The 17,441-nt window shown below is 68.1% G+C and carries 18 protein-coding genes; 8 read left to right on the forward strand and 10 right to left on the reverse strand.

The annotated features are described in order from the left end of the window. The first annotated feature begins 1 nt into the window (after position 1). From rnc to ACYVLQ_RS17235, 4 genes are all read left to right on the forward strand, one after another. Positions 2 to 739: a ribonuclease III gene (gene rnc / locus ACYVLQ_RS17220; protein WP_460698485.1), complete on the forward strand. Its 738-nt coding sequence runs from the start codon at positions 2 to 4 to the stop codon at positions 737 to 739. A gap of 95 nt (positions 740 to 834) precedes the next feature. Further along, complete coding sequence (gene mutM / locus ACYVLQ_RS17225; RefSeq protein WP_460698486.1) at positions 835 to 1,692, forward strand: bifunctional DNA-formamidopyrimidine glycosylase/DNA-(apurinic or apyrimidinic site) lyase; 858 nt, start codon at positions 835 to 837, stop codon at positions 1,690 to 1,692. A gap of 73 nt (positions 1,693 to 1,765) precedes the next feature. Beyond that, positions 1,766 to 2,347: a dihydrofolate reductase family protein gene (locus ACYVLQ_RS17230; RefSeq protein WP_460698487.1), complete on the forward strand. Its 582-nt coding sequence runs from the start codon at positions 1,766 to 1,768 to the stop codon at positions 2,345 to 2,347. Next, positions 2,347 to 3,393, forward strand: coding sequence for a PHP domain-containing protein (locus tag ACYVLQ_RS17235; RefSeq protein ID WP_460698488.1), 1,047 nt, complete (start codon positions 2,347 to 2,349; stop codon positions 3,391 to 3,393). The genes ACYVLQ_RS17230 and ACYVLQ_RS17235 overlap by 1 nt, the downstream gene beginning before the upstream one ends. A gap of 2 nt (positions 3,394 to 3,395) precedes the next feature. Here ACYVLQ_RS17235 and ACYVLQ_RS17240 read toward each other — a convergent pair whose 3' ends face one another. From ACYVLQ_RS17240 to ACYVLQ_RS17275, 8 genes are all read right to left on the reverse strand, one after another. Then, on the reverse strand, positions 3,396 to 3,848 hold the full coding sequence (locus tag ACYVLQ_RS17240; RefSeq protein ID WP_460698489.1) for a DUF350 domain-containing protein: 453 nt from the start codon (positions 3,846 to 3,848) through the stop codon (positions 3,396 to 3,398). A 31-nt stretch (positions 3,849 to 3,879) separates the two neighbouring features. Further along, positions 3,880 to 5,046, reverse strand: coding sequence for a glutathionylspermidine synthase family protein (locus ACYVLQ_RS17245; RefSeq protein WP_460698490.1), 1,167 nt, complete (start codon positions 5,044 to 5,046; stop codon positions 3,880 to 3,882). Then, positions 5,046 to 5,888, reverse strand: coding sequence for a hypothetical protein (locus ACYVLQ_RS17250; protein WP_460698491.1), 843 nt, complete (start codon positions 5,886 to 5,888; stop codon positions 5,046 to 5,048). The genes ACYVLQ_RS17245 and ACYVLQ_RS17250 overlap by 1 nt, the downstream gene beginning before the upstream one ends. A 24-nt stretch (positions 5,889 to 5,912) precedes the next feature. After that, on the reverse strand, positions 5,913 to 6,191 hold the full coding sequence (locus tag ACYVLQ_RS17255) for an acylphosphatase (RefSeq protein ID WP_460698492.1): 279 nt from the start codon (positions 6,189 to 6,191) through the stop codon (positions 5,913 to 5,915). Further along, positions 6,188 to 6,646, reverse strand: a complete 459-nt coding sequence (locus tag ACYVLQ_RS17260; RefSeq protein ID WP_460698493.1) for an OsmC family protein — start codon at positions 6,644 to 6,646, stop codon at positions 6,188 to 6,190. Before ACYVLQ_RS17260 ends, ACYVLQ_RS17255 begins: the two co-directional genes overlap by 4 nt. 239 nt (positions 6,647 to 6,885) lie before the next feature. After that, on the reverse strand, positions 6,886 to 7,572 hold the full coding sequence (locus ACYVLQ_RS17265) for a response regulator (protein ID WP_460698579.1): 687 nt from the start codon (positions 7,570 to 7,572) through the stop codon (positions 6,886 to 6,888). A gap of 259 nt (positions 7,573 to 7,831) precedes the next feature. Beyond that, on the reverse strand, positions 7,832 to 10,321 hold the full coding sequence (locus ACYVLQ_RS17270; protein ID WP_460698494.1) for an ATP-binding protein: 2,490 nt from the start codon (positions 10,319 to 10,321) through the stop codon (positions 7,832 to 7,834). Beyond that, a complete protein-coding gene (locus ACYVLQ_RS17275) occupies positions 10,318 to 10,470 on the reverse strand; it encodes a hypothetical protein (RefSeq protein ID WP_460698495.1) in 153 nt (50 codons plus the stop codon). The genes ACYVLQ_RS17270 and ACYVLQ_RS17275 overlap by 4 nt, the downstream gene beginning before the upstream one ends. A 368-nt stretch (positions 10,471 to 10,838) precedes the next feature. Between ACYVLQ_RS17275 and ACYVLQ_RS17280 the strand changes: the two genes are divergently transcribed. From ACYVLQ_RS17280 to ACYVLQ_RS17295, 4 genes are read left to right on the forward strand one after another with little or no spacing between them, the layout of a single operon-like run. Then, positions 10,839 to 10,925 (forward strand): potassium-transporting ATPase subunit F, encoded by an 87-nt coding sequence (locus ACYVLQ_RS17280; RefSeq protein WP_114699638.1) that lies wholly within the window; start codon positions 10,839 to 10,841, stop codon positions 10,923 to 10,925. Continuing rightward, on the forward strand, positions 10,926 to 12,602 hold the full coding sequence (kdpA, locus tag ACYVLQ_RS17285) for a potassium-transporting ATPase subunit KdpA (RefSeq protein WP_460698496.1): 1,677 nt from the start codon (positions 10,926 to 10,928) through the stop codon (positions 12,600 to 12,602). Continuing rightward, the gene (gene kdpB, locus ACYVLQ_RS17290) at positions 12,599 to 14,752 is read left to right on the forward strand and encodes a potassium-transporting ATPase subunit KdpB (protein WP_460698497.1); all 2,154 of its coding nucleotides are present in this window, start codon (positions 12,599 to 12,601) and stop codon (positions 14,750 to 14,752) included. The genes kdpA and kdpB overlap by 4 nt, the downstream gene beginning before the upstream one ends. Before the next feature lies 1 nt (position 14,753). Continuing rightward, a complete protein-coding gene (locus ACYVLQ_RS17295; RefSeq protein WP_460698498.1) occupies positions 14,754 to 15,647 on the forward strand; it encodes a potassium-transporting ATPase subunit C in 894 nt (297 codons plus the stop codon). Positions 15,648 to 15,740: 93 nt separating this feature from the next. Here the strand turns inward: ACYVLQ_RS17295 and ACYVLQ_RS17300 are convergent, their stop codons facing one another. Both ACYVLQ_RS17300 and ACYVLQ_RS17305 read right to left on the reverse strand, forming a co-directional pair. Next, complete coding sequence (locus tag ACYVLQ_RS17300) at positions 15,741 to 15,986, reverse strand: hypothetical protein (protein ID WP_460698499.1); 246 nt, start codon at positions 15,984 to 15,986, stop codon at positions 15,741 to 15,743. 6 nt (positions 15,987 to 15,992) lie between these two features. Further along, a complete protein-coding gene (locus ACYVLQ_RS17305; protein WP_460698500.1) occupies positions 15,993 to 17,222 on the reverse strand; it encodes a L,D-transpeptidase in 1,230 nt (409 codons plus the stop codon). Positions 17,223 to 17,441: the final 219 nt, after the last annotated feature.

Genomic DNA, 17,441 nt, shown 5'->3' on the forward strand with positions numbered 1-17,441 from the left:
CGTGACCGCCAGCAAGGACGGAGCAGACGCACTCGCCGTAGGCGAAGCCGCTGATCACAGCCCTCTGCTCGAGGCGCTCGGCGTCGACGTGCGCCCGGATCTGCTCCGGCTCGCGCTCACCCACCGGTCCTACGCCTACGAGAACGGCGGCCTGCCGACCAACGAACGACTGGAGTTCCTCGGCGACTCGGTGCTCGGCCTGAGCATCACCGAGCGTCTCTACCTGGAACATCCGGAGAAGTCCGAGGGCGAGCTGGCCAAACTCCGCGCGAGCGTGGTGAATATGCACGCCCTCGCGGAGGTCGCCCGTGAACTCGGCGCCGGTGGACTGGGCCGCCACCTGCTGCTCGGCAAGGGCGAGGAGCTGACCGGGGGCCGCGACAAGCCGAGCATTCTCGCCGACGGCATGGAATCGCTGCTGGGCGCGGTGCACCTGCAGCACGGCATCGAGGTCGCGCGCAGCGTGGTGCTGCGCCTGTTCGCCGACCTGCTCGAGCGCGGTCCCCGCATGGGCGCCGGGCTGGACTGGAAGACCAGCCTGCAGGAGCTGACCGCGGAGCGCGGTATCGGCGTGCCCAGCTACGAGATCACCTCGACCGGCCCGGATCACGACAAGGAATTCACCGCGACCGCCGTCGTCGGCGGGCGGGCCTACGGTACGGGCGTCGGCCGGTCGAAGAAGGAAGCGGAGCAGAAGGCTGCGGGCGCCGCCTGGCAGTCGCTCAACGGCTCCGTCTGATTCGCCGCTGACGGAAGCCGCCCGCCGCCGTGCGTGGGCGGCATTTCTGTCGGTGGCCGTTCTTACACTGGTGAGCGATTCTAAGGAGTATCGCGGTGCCTGAGCTTCCCGAGGTCGAGGTCGTCCGACGCGGTCTGGCCGAGCATGTGGTCGGTAGCGTCATCGAATCCGTCACCGTCAAACATCCGCGGTCGGTGCGCCGCCACGTGCTCGGTGGCGACCATCTGGCCGCGCAGCTGGCCGGGCTGCGCGTCGAATCCGCGCAGCGCCGCGGCAAGTTCCTGTGGCTGACCTTCGACGACCCGGAGACCTCGCTGGTCGTGCATCTCGGCATGAGCGGTCAGATGCTGGTGCAGCCCGCCGATGCGCCGCTGGAGAAGCACGCGCACATCATCGCCGGGTTGGATTCGGGGGCGCAGCTGCGATTCATCGACCAGCGCACCTTCGGCGGCTGGGCGCTGCACCGGTTGGTCGAGGTCGACGGCGCCGCGGTGCCCGAGGCGGTGGCCCATATCGGCCGCGATCCGCTGGATCCGCGCTTCGACGCCGATGCGGTAGTCCGGGCGCTGAAGAGGAAGCAGTCCGAGATCAAGCGGGTGCTGCTGGATCAGACCGTCGTATCCGGTATCGGCAATATCTACGCCGACGAGGCGCTGTGGCGCGCCCGCATCCACGGCGAACGGGTCGCCGCCAAGCTCACCAAGCCTGCCCTGCACGGCCTGCTGACCGAGGTGCGGGCGGTGATGGGCGAGGCGCTGCAGGCGGGCGGCACCTCCTTCGACGCCCTGTATGTCAACGTCAACGGTCAATCCGGCTACTTCGAGCGCGCCCTGGCCGCCTACGGCCGCGAGGACGAGCCGTGCCGCCGCTGCGGGGCGCCGATGCGGCGGGAGAAGTTCATGAACCGCTCGTCGTTCTCCTGCCCGCGCTGCCAGCCCAGGCCGCGCGGCTGACCACGGTGACAGGAGGATTCGCGGTACCGTCGATAGCACTCACTACCGGCAAGAAACGCGGAGAGGCGGGGGCATGCGCAAACTGACCTACTACGTCGCATCGACCATCGACGGTTTCATCGCCACCGAGGACGGTTCGGTCGATTTCTTCCCGGTCGGCGGTGACCACGGGCCCGCGATCACGGCGCAGTACCCGGAGACGCTGCCGACGAAGGTGCGCGAATCGCTGGGCATCGACAAGCTCGGCAGCTACTTCGACACCGTGCTGATGGGCCGCAAGACCCACGACTTCGGCGTCCGGACCGGAACGTCGAGCCCGTACGCGCATCTGCGGCAGATCGTGGTGTCCACGACCTTGCCCGAGCGCCCGGCTCCCGACGTCGAACTGGTCTCCGGCGATCCGCTCGAGCGGGTGCGCGAACTCAAGCGGGAGACCGGACTCGGCATCTGGCTGTGCGGCGGCGGCGAACTCGCCCAGGAGCTGCTGCCGGAGATCGACCAGGTATTCCTCAAGCTGTACCCGATCGTGCTGGGGCGCGGACGTCCGCTGTTCGGCGCGGGCGCGCAGCTGCCCGAACCGGCCCGGTTCCGGGTGCTGACCAGCCGGATCTTCGAGGACGGCGTGGCCTTCGTGAAATACGTTCGGATTCGCTAGTGGCCGAACAGTTTCCTTCGGGCAGCGGCGCGCAGGAGCAGGTCGCCTACCTCCTGCGGGAGATCGCCTTCTGGATGGAGCGCGCGCGGGCGCAGACACATCGGGTGAAGGCCTACCGGAGGGCGGCCGACACGGTGGCCGACCTGTCGCCGGAGCGCTACGACGGCTACCGGAGAAACGGTGGCTGGCAAGAGATTCCGGGAATCGGCCCGAAGACCGCCGATGTGATCACCCAGGCCTCCGCCGGACAGCTGCCCGACAAGCTGGCCGAATTGCGTACGGCGGCAAAGCCGATCGCGCCCGACGGCGCGCCGCTGCGCAAGCTGCTGCGCGGCGATCTGCACACCCATTCGGATTGGTCCGATGGCGGCAGCCCGATCGAGGAGATGATGCGCACGGCCGCCGCCCTGGGCCACGAATACTGCGCGCTGACCGATCATTCGCCGCGGCTGACCGTCGCCAACGGGCTCTCCGCCGACCGGCTGCGCCGCCAGCTGGACGTGGTGGCGCGGCTGAACGAGGAGCTGGCGCCGTTCCGCATCCTCACCGGCATCGAGGTCGACATCCTCGACGACGGCGCCCTGGACCAGCAGGCCGACCTGCTGGCGCAGCTCGACATCGTCGTCGCCAGCGTGCATTCCAAGCTGCGCGCCGACAGCGCCACCATGACGCGGCGCATGGTGTACGCGGTCGCCGATCCGAACGTGGACGTCCTCGGCCACTGCACCGGCCGGTTGGTGACCGGCGAGCGCGGCATCAGGCCCGAGTCGCAGTTCGACGCCGAGGTCGTGTTCGAGGCGTGCCGCCGCTACGGCACCGCGGTGGAGATCAACAGCCGCCCGGAGCGCCGCGATCCGCCGAGCCGATTGATGCGGCTGGCCGTGGAGATGGACTGCTATTTCTCCATCGACACCGATGCCCATGCCCCCGGCCAATTGGATTGGCAGGGTTACGGATGCGAGCGCGCACTGGCCAACGGTGTTGCGGCGGAACGCATCATCAACACCTGGCCGGTGGAGGAGCTGCTCGAGTTCGCGGCCGCCTGAACTCAGTACAGGACGGCGACCGCGACGACCATGCCGATGCCGAGGTGGGCGGCGGCCACCAGCAACGACTGCACCTTGTAGGTGTCGGCGTGCAGCAGATCGTCGATGTCCAGTCCGACGACCCATTCCAGGGCGCGCACCGAAACCACCTGCGCGACAATGCCGACGAGGCCCCAGCAGGCCGCCGCGATGAGACCCTCCGCCAGCTTGCCCGCCGAGGAGTAGATGGCCAGCACCACGATCAGCGCCATGCTCACCATTCCGGAGGCGGTGACCACGACGGCGTTCGGGTTGCCGGAGGCGACGAGTCGGCGCAGCGGGCCGGGCGTGGTGATGTCGATGGCGTAGAAGCCGATCAGCATGAGGGCGAGTCCGAGGACGGCGAAGGCGATGATGGAGCCGATGCCGTGGCCGATATTCCCCCAATACCCCTGTTCGAGCGCAAGTGTGGTCATGGATGGTCCTCCAGGTGTGGTTCGGTGCGTGTCAGTGCTGCGGGATGCGGTGCGGGACGAAGGTGGAACTGTCGTCGGTGATCAGGCCGGGGGTCTCCCGGATGCCCAGCCCCGCCGAGGTGTCGCCGACGATCCAGGCGCCCAGCACGGGGCGCATGCCGTCGAAATCCGGTAGCGGATCGAGCAACTGGTAGACGTAGCCCTCCTCGCCGTACACGCCGCCGGTCGCGGTCTCCATCCCGGCGCCGACGATCGTCATATTCGCGCCCTCGCGGCCGAGTTTGGGCTTCTTGATGTATTCGGTGAGCTCGTGCGGATCGTCGATGTAGGCGGGCAGCAGGTTGGGATGGCCCGGATACATCTCCCAGAGCACCGCCAGCAGCGCCTTGTTCGACAGCACCGCCTTCCACAGCGGCTCGACCCACATCGTCTCCGGCAGCGAATCGACGACTCGCTTGCCGAACTCGTCGTCCAGCGCCCACTCCCACGGATACAGCTTGAACAGCGATTCGATCGGCGCCTCGGCCAGATCGACGAAACGCTCCAGCTCCGTGTCGTAGCCGATCTCCTCGATCGGCAGCGCCACGGTGTGGAATCCGGCCTCGGCGGCGGTCTCCTGCATGTAGGCGGTGGTGACGTTGTCCTCGCCGGAGGCGTCCGCGCCCGACCAGGTGAAGTGCAGTTCGCCGGTGGGCAGGGACTCACGCAGTTCGGCCCAGCGTTCGACGAGCTTCTCGTGCAGCGAATTCCACTGATCGTCGTCCGGGTGGGTGTCGGTCAGCCAGTGCCACTGCACGATTCCCGCCTCCAGTAGCGAGGTCGGGGTATCGGCGTTGTACTCCAACAGCTTTGCCGGGCCGCGGCCGTCGTAGCGCAGGTCGAAGCGGCCGTAGACGTAGGGATCCGACCGCTGCCAGGACTGCTTGATCGGCTCCCAACTCCATTGCGGCAGACCGAAATCGGCGAAACGCTCGGTGAGGATGATCTGCTCGACGGCGTGCAGGCACATCGAGTGCAGCACCTCGACCTGGGCCTCCAGGGCCAGGATCTCGTCGAGGTCGAACTCGTAGTGCACCGATTCGTCCCAGTACGGCCGCGGGTGCCCGTTGGCGTCGCGGCCGGGTGATCCGAAGACCAGGCCCTGATCCTGAATGATCCGCTGCCAGCCCTGCCGCGGTTGGCTGTGCACCCGCCGCACTAGGAACCTCCGCTCGAGCTGCTGCTCTTGGAACCCAGTCCGCCGCGAATGACGGTGCCGCTCTTGGTCTTCACCGTGGCGTTCTTCGGCTCGACCGTGCTGCCACCGACGGGCGGGCGCCCGACGGTCTGATTGCCGCCGTAGTAATAGCGGTACTGATTGCCGCCGAGAATGAAGATGCCGGGGAATCCGCCGCCGTGGTACCCGGAGGTGGAGGAGGCGTTCTGCGCCCGCTCGCAGTCCGCGTCGGGGACGACGACCTGCTGGCCGTCCTTCTCCATGACACAGGAGGCGGTGACCTCGTCGGGCGCGGTGACCGCTCGATAGGTGAGATAGCCCGCGCCGACCACCGCGGCGATGCCGACCACGGCCACACCGCCGATCAGCAGTCGTTTGCGCTGCTTCTTCTTGTCCGCCAACGCCTGCTCGGCGGCGCGCTGGGCCTCCTCGGCGCGCTGGCGGGCCTTGTCGCGGGCGCGCGCCTCGGCGACCGTGGGCGGGCGCGGCTGCGTGACGCCCGCCTGCTGCCGCTGAATGCTGCCGCGCAGGGAGCGCGGGGGCTCGGATTCGGCTGGGCCGCCGGGGGGTTGGGCGGGCGGCGCACCGGCGCCACCGGTTTCGGCTGGGTCAGGGAACGGATTCGGCATGCCCGGCAGCGGCGCGGCGGGGCCCGGTTCGGCGAAGCGCGCTGTGGGCTGGTCGGGCGGTGTGGGCTCGGCCCACCGCGGTCCGGGCGCACCCGCCGCCGTTTCGTTCGGATCGGGTTTGCCAGGGTCTTTTCCGGGGTCCTCTCCGGGCTCTCCGGAGTTGCCGGGCCGGTTGCCGGATTCTTCAGTTGCCAACGATCGACTCCCTGTTCCCCGCCTCTACCGTTCTTCGAATCCGGTCAATTCGCCCTGTGCGGCGCCCCAGTCTTCCACAACCAGATCGACGCGGCCAGGAGTGTTGCCGGACCGCAACAACGCCAGCAGTTTGTCACATCGGTCCCGCGGACCCTCTGCTATGACATGGACTCTGCCGTCGCGCGTGTTACGCGCGAATCCGATCAGACCCAGTTCCAGTGCGCGGGAACGAGTCCACCACCGGAACCCGACGCCCTGCACCCGGCCGTGCACCCAGGCACTCAGCCGCACGGGGTCGGTCACGCGTCCACCTGGAACGACAGATCCACCTTGGTGCCTGCCTTCAACGTCCGGCCCACCGTGCACACCTTGTCGATGGCCCGCTGCACGGTCACCAGCAGTCGCTCCCGCCCCGCCTCGTCGAGTTCGGACAGATCCAACTCCACCACCTCGTCGAGTTCCGGGTAGACCTCGTTCTCCCGATCGGCGGCCCCGGACACCCGGATGGTGACGTCGTAGTTCTCGCCGAGCCGATTCGACAGCGGAAAGTCCGAGCTCAACCCGGTGCAGGCCGCCAGCGCGATCTTCAGCAACTCACCGGGCGAGAAGACGCCCTCGACCCCCTCCGACCCGATCAGCACCTCGGCCCCCCGCGAACTACGCCCGGTATACCGCCGGGTCCCGGTCCGCTCGACCCAGAGTTCGGTCGCCGCCTTCGCGGTCGCGGCGGGAGGACTTGCAGCGGTCTGTTCAGCCATGCCCCGATCCTGCCATCCCCGCGAACTCACGCGCAGACCGCACAATCCCTTGTCACCCGGCATCCGGCGTCGATCGCTGTCCGTGTCTCGGCGTCGATCGCTGCCCGTATCCCGGCGGCGATCGCTGTTCCTGTAACCCCGGCGCGCTTTTGGCCGGGGTCTCGCCATGGATTCCGGCCGAAAGCATGCCGGAAAGGACGGGGCCTCGGGGCGCGCCGGAATATCGGAATGACGGGACCTCAGGACTGGAACCGATACCCCATGCCCGCCTCTGTCAGCAGGTGTTTGGGGTGGGATGGGTCGTCTTCCAACTTTCGGCGCAGTTGGGCGAGATACACACGCAGATAGTGCGTCTCCGTCGCATACGACGGCCCCCACACCTCGCGCAGCAACTCCCGCCGCCCCACGAGCTTTCCCTGGTTGCGTACCAGCATCTCCAGCACTCCCCACTCCGTCGGCGTCAGATGCACGTCGTGGTCGTGCTTGGTGACCTTCTTCGCCGCCAGATCCACGACGAAGGACGACGTCTCGACGACCGGATCGGAGCCCTCGCCGATGGCCGCCGCACGCCGCACCGCCGCTCGCAGCCGGGCGAGCAGCTCGTCCATACCGAACGGTTTGGTCACGTAGTCATCGGCTCCCGCGTCGAGCGCCTCCACCTTGTCGGCGGAGTCGGTCCGGGCCGACAGCACGATCACCGGCGCCTGGGTCCAGCCGCGCAGGCCAGCCAGCACGTCGATGCCGTCCATATCCGGCAGCCCGAGGTCCAGCACGACGACCTCGGGATGCTTCTCCGCCGCCGCTCGCAGCGCCGCGGCGCCGGTGGCGGCGGTGATCACCTCGTAGCCGCGGACCGACAGGTTGATCCGCAGCGCGCGCAGTATCTGCGGCTCGTCGTCGACCACCAGCACCTTGGTCGGCGCCACGGACTGGTCGCGGTCGCGGGTCCCGCCGGGATTGCGCGCGCCGCCCCCGCGTCCGAGCGCGGCGTTGCCGGGACTCTCCTTGGCCGCGCGGGCCGCCTCGTCCGGACCCGTCGCTCCCGGCCGCGCGGTGCTCGCCACGGGCATCGGCGAGCGCGGGGTGTGCTGTTCGCTCACTCGCGCCGCGGGCCCGTCGCTCGGTGTCGTCACCGGTTCTCCTGTTCTCGTACTGTCCAGTGGGTCTCGGGCGGGCCGTGCGTCCTCATTCGTCCGCCGGCAGGTCGATCACCATCGTGAGGCCACCGCCGGGCGTCGGCTCGGCGTGGACGGTGCCGCCCATCGCCTCGACGAATCCACGCACCACCGACAGTCCCAGTCCGACGCCGGTGGAGTTGTCGCGATCGCCGAGACGCTGGAACGGCTCGAACATCTGGTCTTCCATCCCCGTCGGCACTCCGGGACCGTAGTCGACCACGGTGATCGACACGCGGTCGCCGGTGTGTTCGGCGGCCACGCGGACCGGAGTGTCGCCGGGGGAGTAGCGCAGCGCATTATCGATCAGGTTGGCGAGCACCCGGTCGAGCAGGCCGCTGTCGGCCCGCACCGAGACGTCGCCCACCTCCACCTTGATCCGTTCCATCGCCGCGCGCCGCAACCCGCGGGTGCCCATCCCGACGCCGACGACCGCCCGATTGACGACCTCCTCCAAATACACCCGCTTGAGTTGCGGCCGCACCACCCCGGCGGCCAGCCGCGAGGAATCGAGCAGGTTGCCGACCAGGCTGGTGAGCTGATCGGTGGATTCCTCGATGGTTTCGAGCAGTTCGGCGGTGTCCTCGGGGGAGAATTCGACGTCGTCGCTGCGCAGGCTCGACACCGCGGCCTTGGCCGCCGCCAGCGGCGTGCGCAGGTCGTGGCTGACCGCCGACAGCAGCGCCCGCCGCAGCCGGTCGGCGGCGATCACGCTCGCCGCCGCCTGCGCCTCGTCGGCCAGTCGCCGCCGCTGTTGCAGCCCGGCGGCCTGATTGGCGACCGCGCCGAGCACCAGCCGGTCACCGGGGGTGAGGGAGCGGCCGGTGAGCAGCAGCCAGTGCAGATCGTCCCCGGCCTCGATCGCGACGTCGGCGTCGGCGATGCGGCGCGGCGGATCCTCGCCGACGCAGGCGATCGCAGCGTCGTCGGAGACGAAGCTGACCGCCCGCTGGCCGAAGGTCTCCCGCGCCCGTTCCAGCAGATCGTGCAGGTCGGCGCCGTGCAGGACGGCGGCGGCGAACACCGTGAGCAGTTCGGCCTGCTGCGAGGCTCGGCGTGCCTCGCGGGTGCGTTTGGCGGAGACGTCCACCAGGGCGGCCACCGCCACGGCCACCATCAGCATCACCACGATGGTGAGGAAGTTGTCGAGTTCGGCGACGGTGAGGCTGTGCCTGGGGGAGACGAAGAACCAGTTCAGCAGGAGCCCCCCGAGCAGGGCCGACAGCGCCGCCGGGGCGACACCGCCGAGCAGCGACACCGCGATGACGCCGGTGAAGAACAGGGCGCTCTCCCCGGCCAGGTCGAGGTGATTGTCGAGCCAGAAGTAGCACGCCGCGGTGATCACCGACGGCACCAGCACCGCGGTCAGCCACGACGACAGCGTGCGTTCCCGGGGCGTCACCGACGACCAGCGGAAGCCGCGATTGGACTCCTCATGGGTGACCATGTGCACGTCGATCTTCCCCGACGCCTGGACCACGGCCGAGCCGATGCCCTCGTCCAGCATGCGGGCCCAGCGCGAGCGCCGCGACGTGCCCAGCACCAGTTGGGTGGCGTTGACCTGGCGGGCGAGGTCCAGCAGCGCGCCGGGCACGTCCTCCCCGGTGACGGTGTGCAGGCTGGCGCCGAGACTGTTCGCCAGATCCCGCAGCCGCGTGAGCCGCTGCGTGGACACACCCGCCAGTCCGTCGCCGCGGACCACGTGCACCACGATGAGGTCGGCGCTGGACTTGGTGGCGATGCGGCTGGCCCGCCGCACGATCGTCTCCGATTCCGGGCCGCCGGTCACGGCGACCACGACGCGCTCCCGGGCCTCCCAGGTATCGGTGATGCGGTGGTCGTCGCGGTACTTGGCGAGCGCGGCATCGACCTGGTCGGCCAGCCACAGCAGCGCCAATTCCCGTAGCGCCGTGAGGTTTCCGGGCCGGAAGTAGTTGCGCAGGGCGGCGTCGACCTTCTCGGCGGCGTAGACGTTGCCGTGCGACATTCTGCGCCGCAGCGCTTCGGGGGTGATGTCGACCAGTTCCACCTGCTCGGCGCCGCGCGCCACCCAGTCGGGCACGGTCTCGCGCTGCACCACGCCGGTGATCTGCTGCACGACATCGTTGAGGCTCTCCAGGTGCTGAACGTTGACCGTGGAGATCACGTCGATGCCCGCGTCCAGCAACTCGTGCACGTCCTGCCAGCGCTTCTCGTTCTTGGAGCCGGGCGCGTTGGTGTGCGCCAGTTCGTCGACGAGCACCACGGCGGGGCGGCGCCGCAGTACGGCCTCGACATCGAGTTCGGGCAGCGTGGTCCCGCGGTATTCGACCTGCTTGGGCGGGATCCGCTCGATCCCCTCCAGCAGCCCGGCGGTCTTCTTGCGGCCGTGGGTCTCCACCACCGCCGCCACCACGTCGCGGCCGCGTTCGAGCCGTCGATGGGCCTCGCCCAGCATCGCGAAGGTCTTGCCCACGCCGGGGGCGGCGCCGAGGTAGATCCGTAGTTGGCCGCGCTTCACTCGTCCATCATCGCGCGCGACGCTCCGCGCGGCCGCCGCGCCACGCGTGCGCGGATCGGGGTCCCGGTGGCGAGTATCCGCAGGACCAGTGCGCAGGTCAGGAAGCCGAGGACCACCGCCGCGGTGACCGCGAAATCCGGCACAGTCATCTCCTTACATCACTGTGTGTTCGCCGACCGGGTTGGTTTCCGCAGCCGAACACACCACTGTGTACCTCCGGGAATCGCTGACGGACAGTTTCTTACGACTTCTTGACGGCATGGTCGGCTACCTTGACGCCGTCCCGGCCACACATCGGCGGTTTCCGTAAGTGGCTCGTCAATGCGGGCCTTTACGGCGCAAAGAACGCGTTAACGATGTCGAAAAAGACCTGTACGACCGCTTGACTCTGTGCGGCGCATCTTGGTGTGCGCCGCTGATCCAAGAGAGGTTTCGACATGTCTGTCGTGGTGTTCACGGTGCTGACCGTGGCGGTCTTCGCGCTGCTCGGGCTGATCCAACGGGGTGTGGAGCGGCTGTGACGGAGAACATCATCGGTCTGGTTCTGGCCGTCGGTGTCGCCCTGTATGTGGTTGCGGCGCTGCTGTTTCCGGAGAGGTTCTAGGTGAACACGACCACCGCGGGGATACTGTTCGTCGTATCCCTGATCATCGCGCTCGCCGTGATTCACATCCCGCTCGGCGACTACATCTACCGGGTGTACGCGGGTGCGAAGCATTCGCGGGTCGAGCGCGGCATCTACAAGCTGATCGGCGTGCAGCCGGGGGTCGAGCAGAACTGGGGCGTGTACGCCCGCAGCGTGCTGGCCTTCTCCACGATCAGCGTGCTGTTCCTGTTCTTCCTGCAGCTGTTGCAGCGGCACCTGCCGTGGCATCTGAGCGAGCCGGGCACCGAGATGACCGGAGGGCTGGCCTGGAACACCGCGATCAGCTTCGTCACGAATACGAACTGGCAGAACTACGCGGGCGAATCCACGATGGGCCACACCGTGCAGATGATGGGCCTGGCCGTGCAGAACTTCGTGTCGGCCGCCGTCGGCATGGCGGTGGCGATCGCGCTGGTGCGCGGGTTCGCCCGTCGCAACACAACCGATCTGGGCAACTTCTGGGTGGATCTGGTGAGGGGAACCATCCGCATCCTGCTGCCGATCGCGTTCGTGTTCGCCATCGTGTTCGTGGCCGCGGGCATGATCCAGAACTTCCACGTGTACGACCAGGTCGCGCAGACCGTAGCGGGCACCGGGTCACAGACCCTGCCGGGTGGTCCGGTCGCCAGCCAGGAGGTCATCAAGGAACTGGGCACCAACGGTGGTGGCTTCTTCAACGTCAATGCCGCGCATCCGTTCGAGAATCCCACCACCTGGACGAACTGGCTCGAGATCTTCCTGATCCTGATGATCGCCTTCTCGCTGCCGCGCACCTTCGGCCGGATGGTCGGCAGCCCGACGCAGGGCTACGCCATCACCGCGGTGATGGCCACGCTGGCGATCATCAGCGTGACGCTGACCAACCTCTTCCAGTTGATGCACCACGGCACGGTGCCGACCGCGGTCGGTTCGGCGATGGCCGACGTGGAAACCCGGTTCGGCGTATCGAGTTCGGCGACGTACGCGGCCGCCACGACGCTCACCTCGACCGGTGCGGTGGACTCCGCGCACGACTCCTACACCAGCCTCGGCGGCCTGTGGCCGCTGTTCAACATGCAGCTCGGGGAGGTCGCGCCCGGCGGTGTCGGGGCGGGGCTGTACGGCATGCTGATTCTGGCCGTGATCACGGTGTTCGTCGCGGGTCTGATGGTCGGCCGCACGCCCGAGTACCTGGGCAAGAAGATCACGCCGCGCGAAATCAAGCTGGCCGCAACGTATTTCCTGGTGAGCCCGCTCATCGTGCTGGTGGGTACGGCGTCGGCCATGGCGCTGCCGGGCCAGCGCGCGAGCATGGGCAATACGGGCCCGCACGGGCTGACCGAGGTGCTGTACGCCTTCGCGTCCGCGGCCAACAACAACGGCTCGGCCTTCGCGGGGCTGTCCGGCAATACCGACTGGTACAACACCGCGCTGGGCCTGGCCATGGTGTTCGGCCGCTTCCTGCCGATCATCCTGGTGCTCGCGCTGGCCGGATCGCTTGCCGCGCAAGGTCATACGCCCGAGTCGATCGGCACGCTGCCGACGCACCGCCCGCAGTTCGTCGGCATGGTAGTCGGCGTGACGCTGATCCTGGTCGCGCTCACGTTCCTGCCCGCGCTGGCGCTCGGGCCGCTCGCCGAAGGAATCCACTCATGACCACCCCCACCCTCGAGACCGAGAAGAGACCCGAATCGACAGCGCATTCCAAGGGCGGCGCGGGAAGCGGGTTGTTCAACCCGCGGATGCTGGTGAAGTCGCTGCCGGAGTCCTTCCGGAAGCTGGATCCGCGCACGCTGTGGCGCAATCCGGTGATGCTGATCGTCGAGATCGGCGCCGTGTGGTCGACGATCCTGGCCGTCGCCGAGCCCACGTTCTTCGCCTGGGCGATCGTCGTATGGCTCTGGCTCACAGTGCTTTTCGCCAATCTGGCCGAGGCTGTCGCCGAGGGGCGCGGCAAGGCGCAGGCCGACACCCTGCGCAGGGCTAAGACCGACACCGTCGCGCGGCGGCTGGTGGAATGGCATCCCGGCCAGGAACGGACCACCGAGGAGCGGGTCGGGGCGCCGGAGCTGCAGCGCGGCGATCACGTCGTGGTGGAGGCCGGTCAGGTCATCCCCGGTGACGGCGATGTCGTGGAAGGCATTGCCTCCGTGGACGAATCGGCCATCACCGGTGAGTCCGCGCCGGTGATCCGCGAATCCGGCGGCGACCGCTCGGCCGTCACCGGCGGCACCACGGTGCTGTCGGACCGGATCGTCGTCAAGATCACCCAGGAGCCCGGCGGCTCGTTCATCGACAAGATGATCGCGCTCGTCGAGGGCGCGGCGCGGCAGAAGACACCGAACGAGATCGCGCTCAACATCCTGCTCGCGGCGCTCACGATCATCTTCGTGTTCGCGGTGGTGACGTTGCAGCCGATGGCGATCTTCTCAAAGTCGAACAATCCCGGCGTCGCGGACACGCTCGCGCTGGATGTCAACGGCGTCACCGGAATCGTCATGGTGTCGCTGCTGGTCTGCCTGATCCCGACGACCATCGGCGCGCTGCTGTCAGCGATCGGTATCGCGGGCATGGACCGGCTGGTGCAGCGCAATGTGCTGGCCATGTCGGGCCGCGCGGTGGAGGCCGCGGGCGATGTGAACACGCTGCTGCTGGACAAGACCGGCACCATCACCCTAGGCAACCGCCAGGCCTCGGATTTCGTGCCGATGCCCGGCGTCACCGAGGACGAGATCGCCGATGCCGCACAGCTTTCCAGCCTGGCCGACGAGACTCCCGAGGGTCGTTCGATCGTGGTGTACGCCAAGCAGGCCTACAACAAGCGCGAGCGCACGCCGGGCGAGTTGACCGGCGCGCACTGGGTGGAATTCACCGCCCAGACCCGCATGTCGGGGGTGGACCTGCACGACGGTCACCAGCTGCGCAAGGGTGCGGCCAGCGCGGTCACCGAGTGGGTGCGCGGCAATGGCGGCTCCGTTCCGAACGATGTCGGTGTGACCGTCGACGGCATCTCGGCCTCCGGCGGCACCCCGCTGGTGGTCGGGGAGATCAAGGACGGGAATGCCCGGCTGCTCGGCGTGATTCACCTCAAGGATGTCGTCAAGCAGGGCATGCGTGAGCGTTTCGACGAGATGCGCCGCATGGGTATTCGCACGGTCATGATCACCGGCGACAATCCGTTGACCGCCAAGGCGATTGCCGACGAAGCGGGCGTCGACGACTTCCTCGCCGAGGCCACGCCCGAGGACAAGCTGGCGCTGATCAAGACCGAGCAGGACGGCGGCCGCCTGGTCGCCATGACCGGCGACGGCACCAATGACGCCCCCGCCCTGGCGCAGGCCGACGTCGGTGTCGCGATGAACACCGGCACCTCGGCGGCCAAGGAGGCCGGGAACATGGTCGATCTGGATTCGGATCCGACCAAGCTGATCGAGATCGTGGAGATCGGCAAGCAACTGCTGATCACGCGCGGCGCGTTGACCACATTCTCGATCGCCAACGACATCGCCAAGTACTTCGCGATCATTCCCGCGCTGTTCGTGGCGCTGTTCCCCGGCCTGGACGTGCTCAACATCATGCGGCTGCACAGCCCGCAGTCGGCGATCCTGTCCGCGGTGGTGTTCAACGCCCTGGTGATCGTGGCGTTGATTCCGTTGGCGCTGCGCGGCGTGAAGTACACGCCGTCGAGTGCGTCGAAGCTGCTGAGCCGCAACCTGGCGATCTACGGTGTCGGCGGCATCATCGCGCCGTTCATCGGCATCAAGATCATCGACCTTGTCGTCCGATTCCTCCCTGGGATGTCCTGATATGCGTATGTCAACCTGGATCCGGCAGCACCTCGCGGCGTTGCGTGCGCTGCTGGTGCTCACCGTGATCACCGGAATCGTCTATCCCGTAGCGGTTTTCCTGGTCGCTCAGCTGCCCGGCCTGAACGACAAGGCGGGCGGGTCGCTCCTCGAGCGGGACGGCCGGGTCGTCGGCTCGTCGCTGATCGGGCAGGCGTTCACCGACGGCAACGGCGCCGCCCTGGCGCAGTACTTCCAGAGCCGCCCGTCGTCGTCGGGCAAGGGCGACGGCTACGACCCGACCTCGACCAGCTTCACCAATCTCGGTCCGGAGAGCATCGTCGACACCCTCGCCGACGATCCGGACGCTGCCAAGCGGAGTCTGCTCACTCAGGTGTGCGCGCGCAGTAAGGAGATCGGCGAGCGCGAGGGCGTGGACGGCGGTCGGCCGTTCTGCGCGTCCAGCGGTGTCGGGGCGGTGCTGTCGGTGCTCGGCCCGCGCGATGCCCGCGGGGGTGTGGAGCACCCCACCAAGGTGGTCAGTATGAACGAGGCCTGCCCCGCCACACCGTTTCTCGATACCTACAAGGGCGTGCAGGTGGAGTGCGCACAGATCGGCGAGGACTACTCGGCGGGCCTCATCGTCCCGATCGAGGGCGACGCCTCCCGCGACACCCCGGTGCCCTCCGACGCGGTCGTAACCTCCGCCTCCGGCCTGGACCCGCACATCTCCCCGTCCTACGCGGCCCTCCAGATCCCCCGTGTAGCCAAGGCCCGCGACATCTCCGAGTCCGAGGTCCGCACCGCGGTCGAAGCCCACACCAACGGCCGAGACCTAGGTTTCCTCGGCGAGCCCCGAGTGAACGTCCTAGAACTCAACCTCGCCCTGGACAAGCAGTACCCCGTGAAGAGTTGACCCCAAACCCAAGGTCGCCATCGTCTTCCAGACGAGTCGGCCTTGCCGTCAGGAGGCGGCGCGAGGGCACTCTCTCATTCCCGTCGCCCTGTTTCAGGGTGATGGCCAACTCCGCCACCTGGGTGAGGCGCCCGGCAGCGCGGCGTCGACCGCGGCGCGTTCGTCGGCCAGCTCGGCCCGCTCGATCTCGACGAAGCCGACATCGTCGGCGCCGGACTCCAGCGCCAGCCCGCGTAACCACCCCGCGTCCAATGGCTCAGTCGGCCGGACGACCCCGCCGGAGCGCTCCCGGATCCGCAGGACGGTGGGGTGCTCGTCGAGTCTTCTCCGCCTGGCCATCCGGCATCAGTCCCGCGCGCCGCCCGCCAGCCACTGGTCCCACGGCACCAGCCAGTCGCCGTTGTTCCAGGTGGGCAGCGGCGGGCCGGTGGTGTTGCGGACCTCCACGACGTCCCCGGGCAGCGAGAAGTTGAAGAACCATTTCGCGTTCTCGGCATTGAGGTTCAGGCAGCCGTGCGAGAGGTTCTGACTGCCCTGCGCCCAGACCGTGTCATCGAGCTGGTGCAGGTAGATTCCGTCACCGCTGATGCGAGTGGCCCAGCCGATGGTCTCCTTGTAGCCCAAGCGGTCGTTGACCGGCAGGCCGTAGGTGGAGGAGTCCATGATCACCGGGTTGCCCTTGTCCATCACGGTGTAGATCCCCGCCGGGGTGTTGAAGTAGATGGTCTTGCCGCCGACCTGCTGACTGCCGCCGCGGCCCATCGAGGTGGGCATGGTGCGGATCAGCTTGCCGTTCTCGAAGACCTGCACCTGCTTGTTGTTGTCATCGGCGATCGACACGTGTGACGGGCCGATGGTGAAGTTGGTCTTGGTGTCTTCCTGCCCGTACATCCCGCCGCCCAGTTCGGCGCCGAAGATGTTCGCCGACACGTTCACCTTGGTGCCCGGCGCCCAGTACTGCTGGGGCCGCCAGTGCGCCCGCGCGTCGTCGAGCCAGTACCACGCGCCCTGCACCGGGGGATCGGTGGTGACGCTCAGCCGCTTCTCGGCCGCCGCCTTGTCCGCGATGGGTTCGTCGAACTTGGCCACGATGACGGTTCCGACGCCGTAGGTGCCGCCCTCGGCCAACGTCTGGCCGCCGGTGGTGGTCAGGTATGCCTTGGTCTGATTGCGTGGCGTCAGCGTCGAGAAGCTGGCTTTCGCCGGGCCGCTGGGCCCGGCGATGGTCACGCCCTGCGCGGTGACGGTGTAGGTGCGCCCATACCCGAGCGGGCCCGTCGGCTTCCAGGCCGTCTTGTCCGGTGTGAGGATGCCCTCCACCGGTTTGCCCTGGTCATTGGTCATGGTGACCGATGAGAGGATGCCGTCGGAGGCGGAGACCTCGATCTTCCCCAGGGGGTCGACGTCCTCGCTGCCGTCCCCGGGGGTCACCGAGATGACCGGTGCCGCCGGTCCGGAACTCGCCGGGGCCGGTTTCGATCCCGAACCCGACGAGGATGAGCACGCGGCCATCAGCATCGTCACCAGGGCGATAACACCCAAAGCGACACCGAATCGGCAGCGGCGACCTGACATGGTGTCTCCTGCGCTCGCCGTGCGCCTGCTGAGCGGGCCCCCGCAGCGCACCATGGCCAAACTGTCTTGGCGCGTAGTTTACGGGGACACTGGGGGATGAGGCACACCGAGGTGTTGCCCCATGTTTACGAACTGATTGAGCGGGTACTCCAGCTACCGTTCTCTGCCCTCCGTAACCGTGTTGTCAAGGCACTGGGGCAAACGGCCGAGTTTCTGCTA

The sequence above is a fragment of the Nocardia thraciensis genome, from assembly GCF_054782435.1.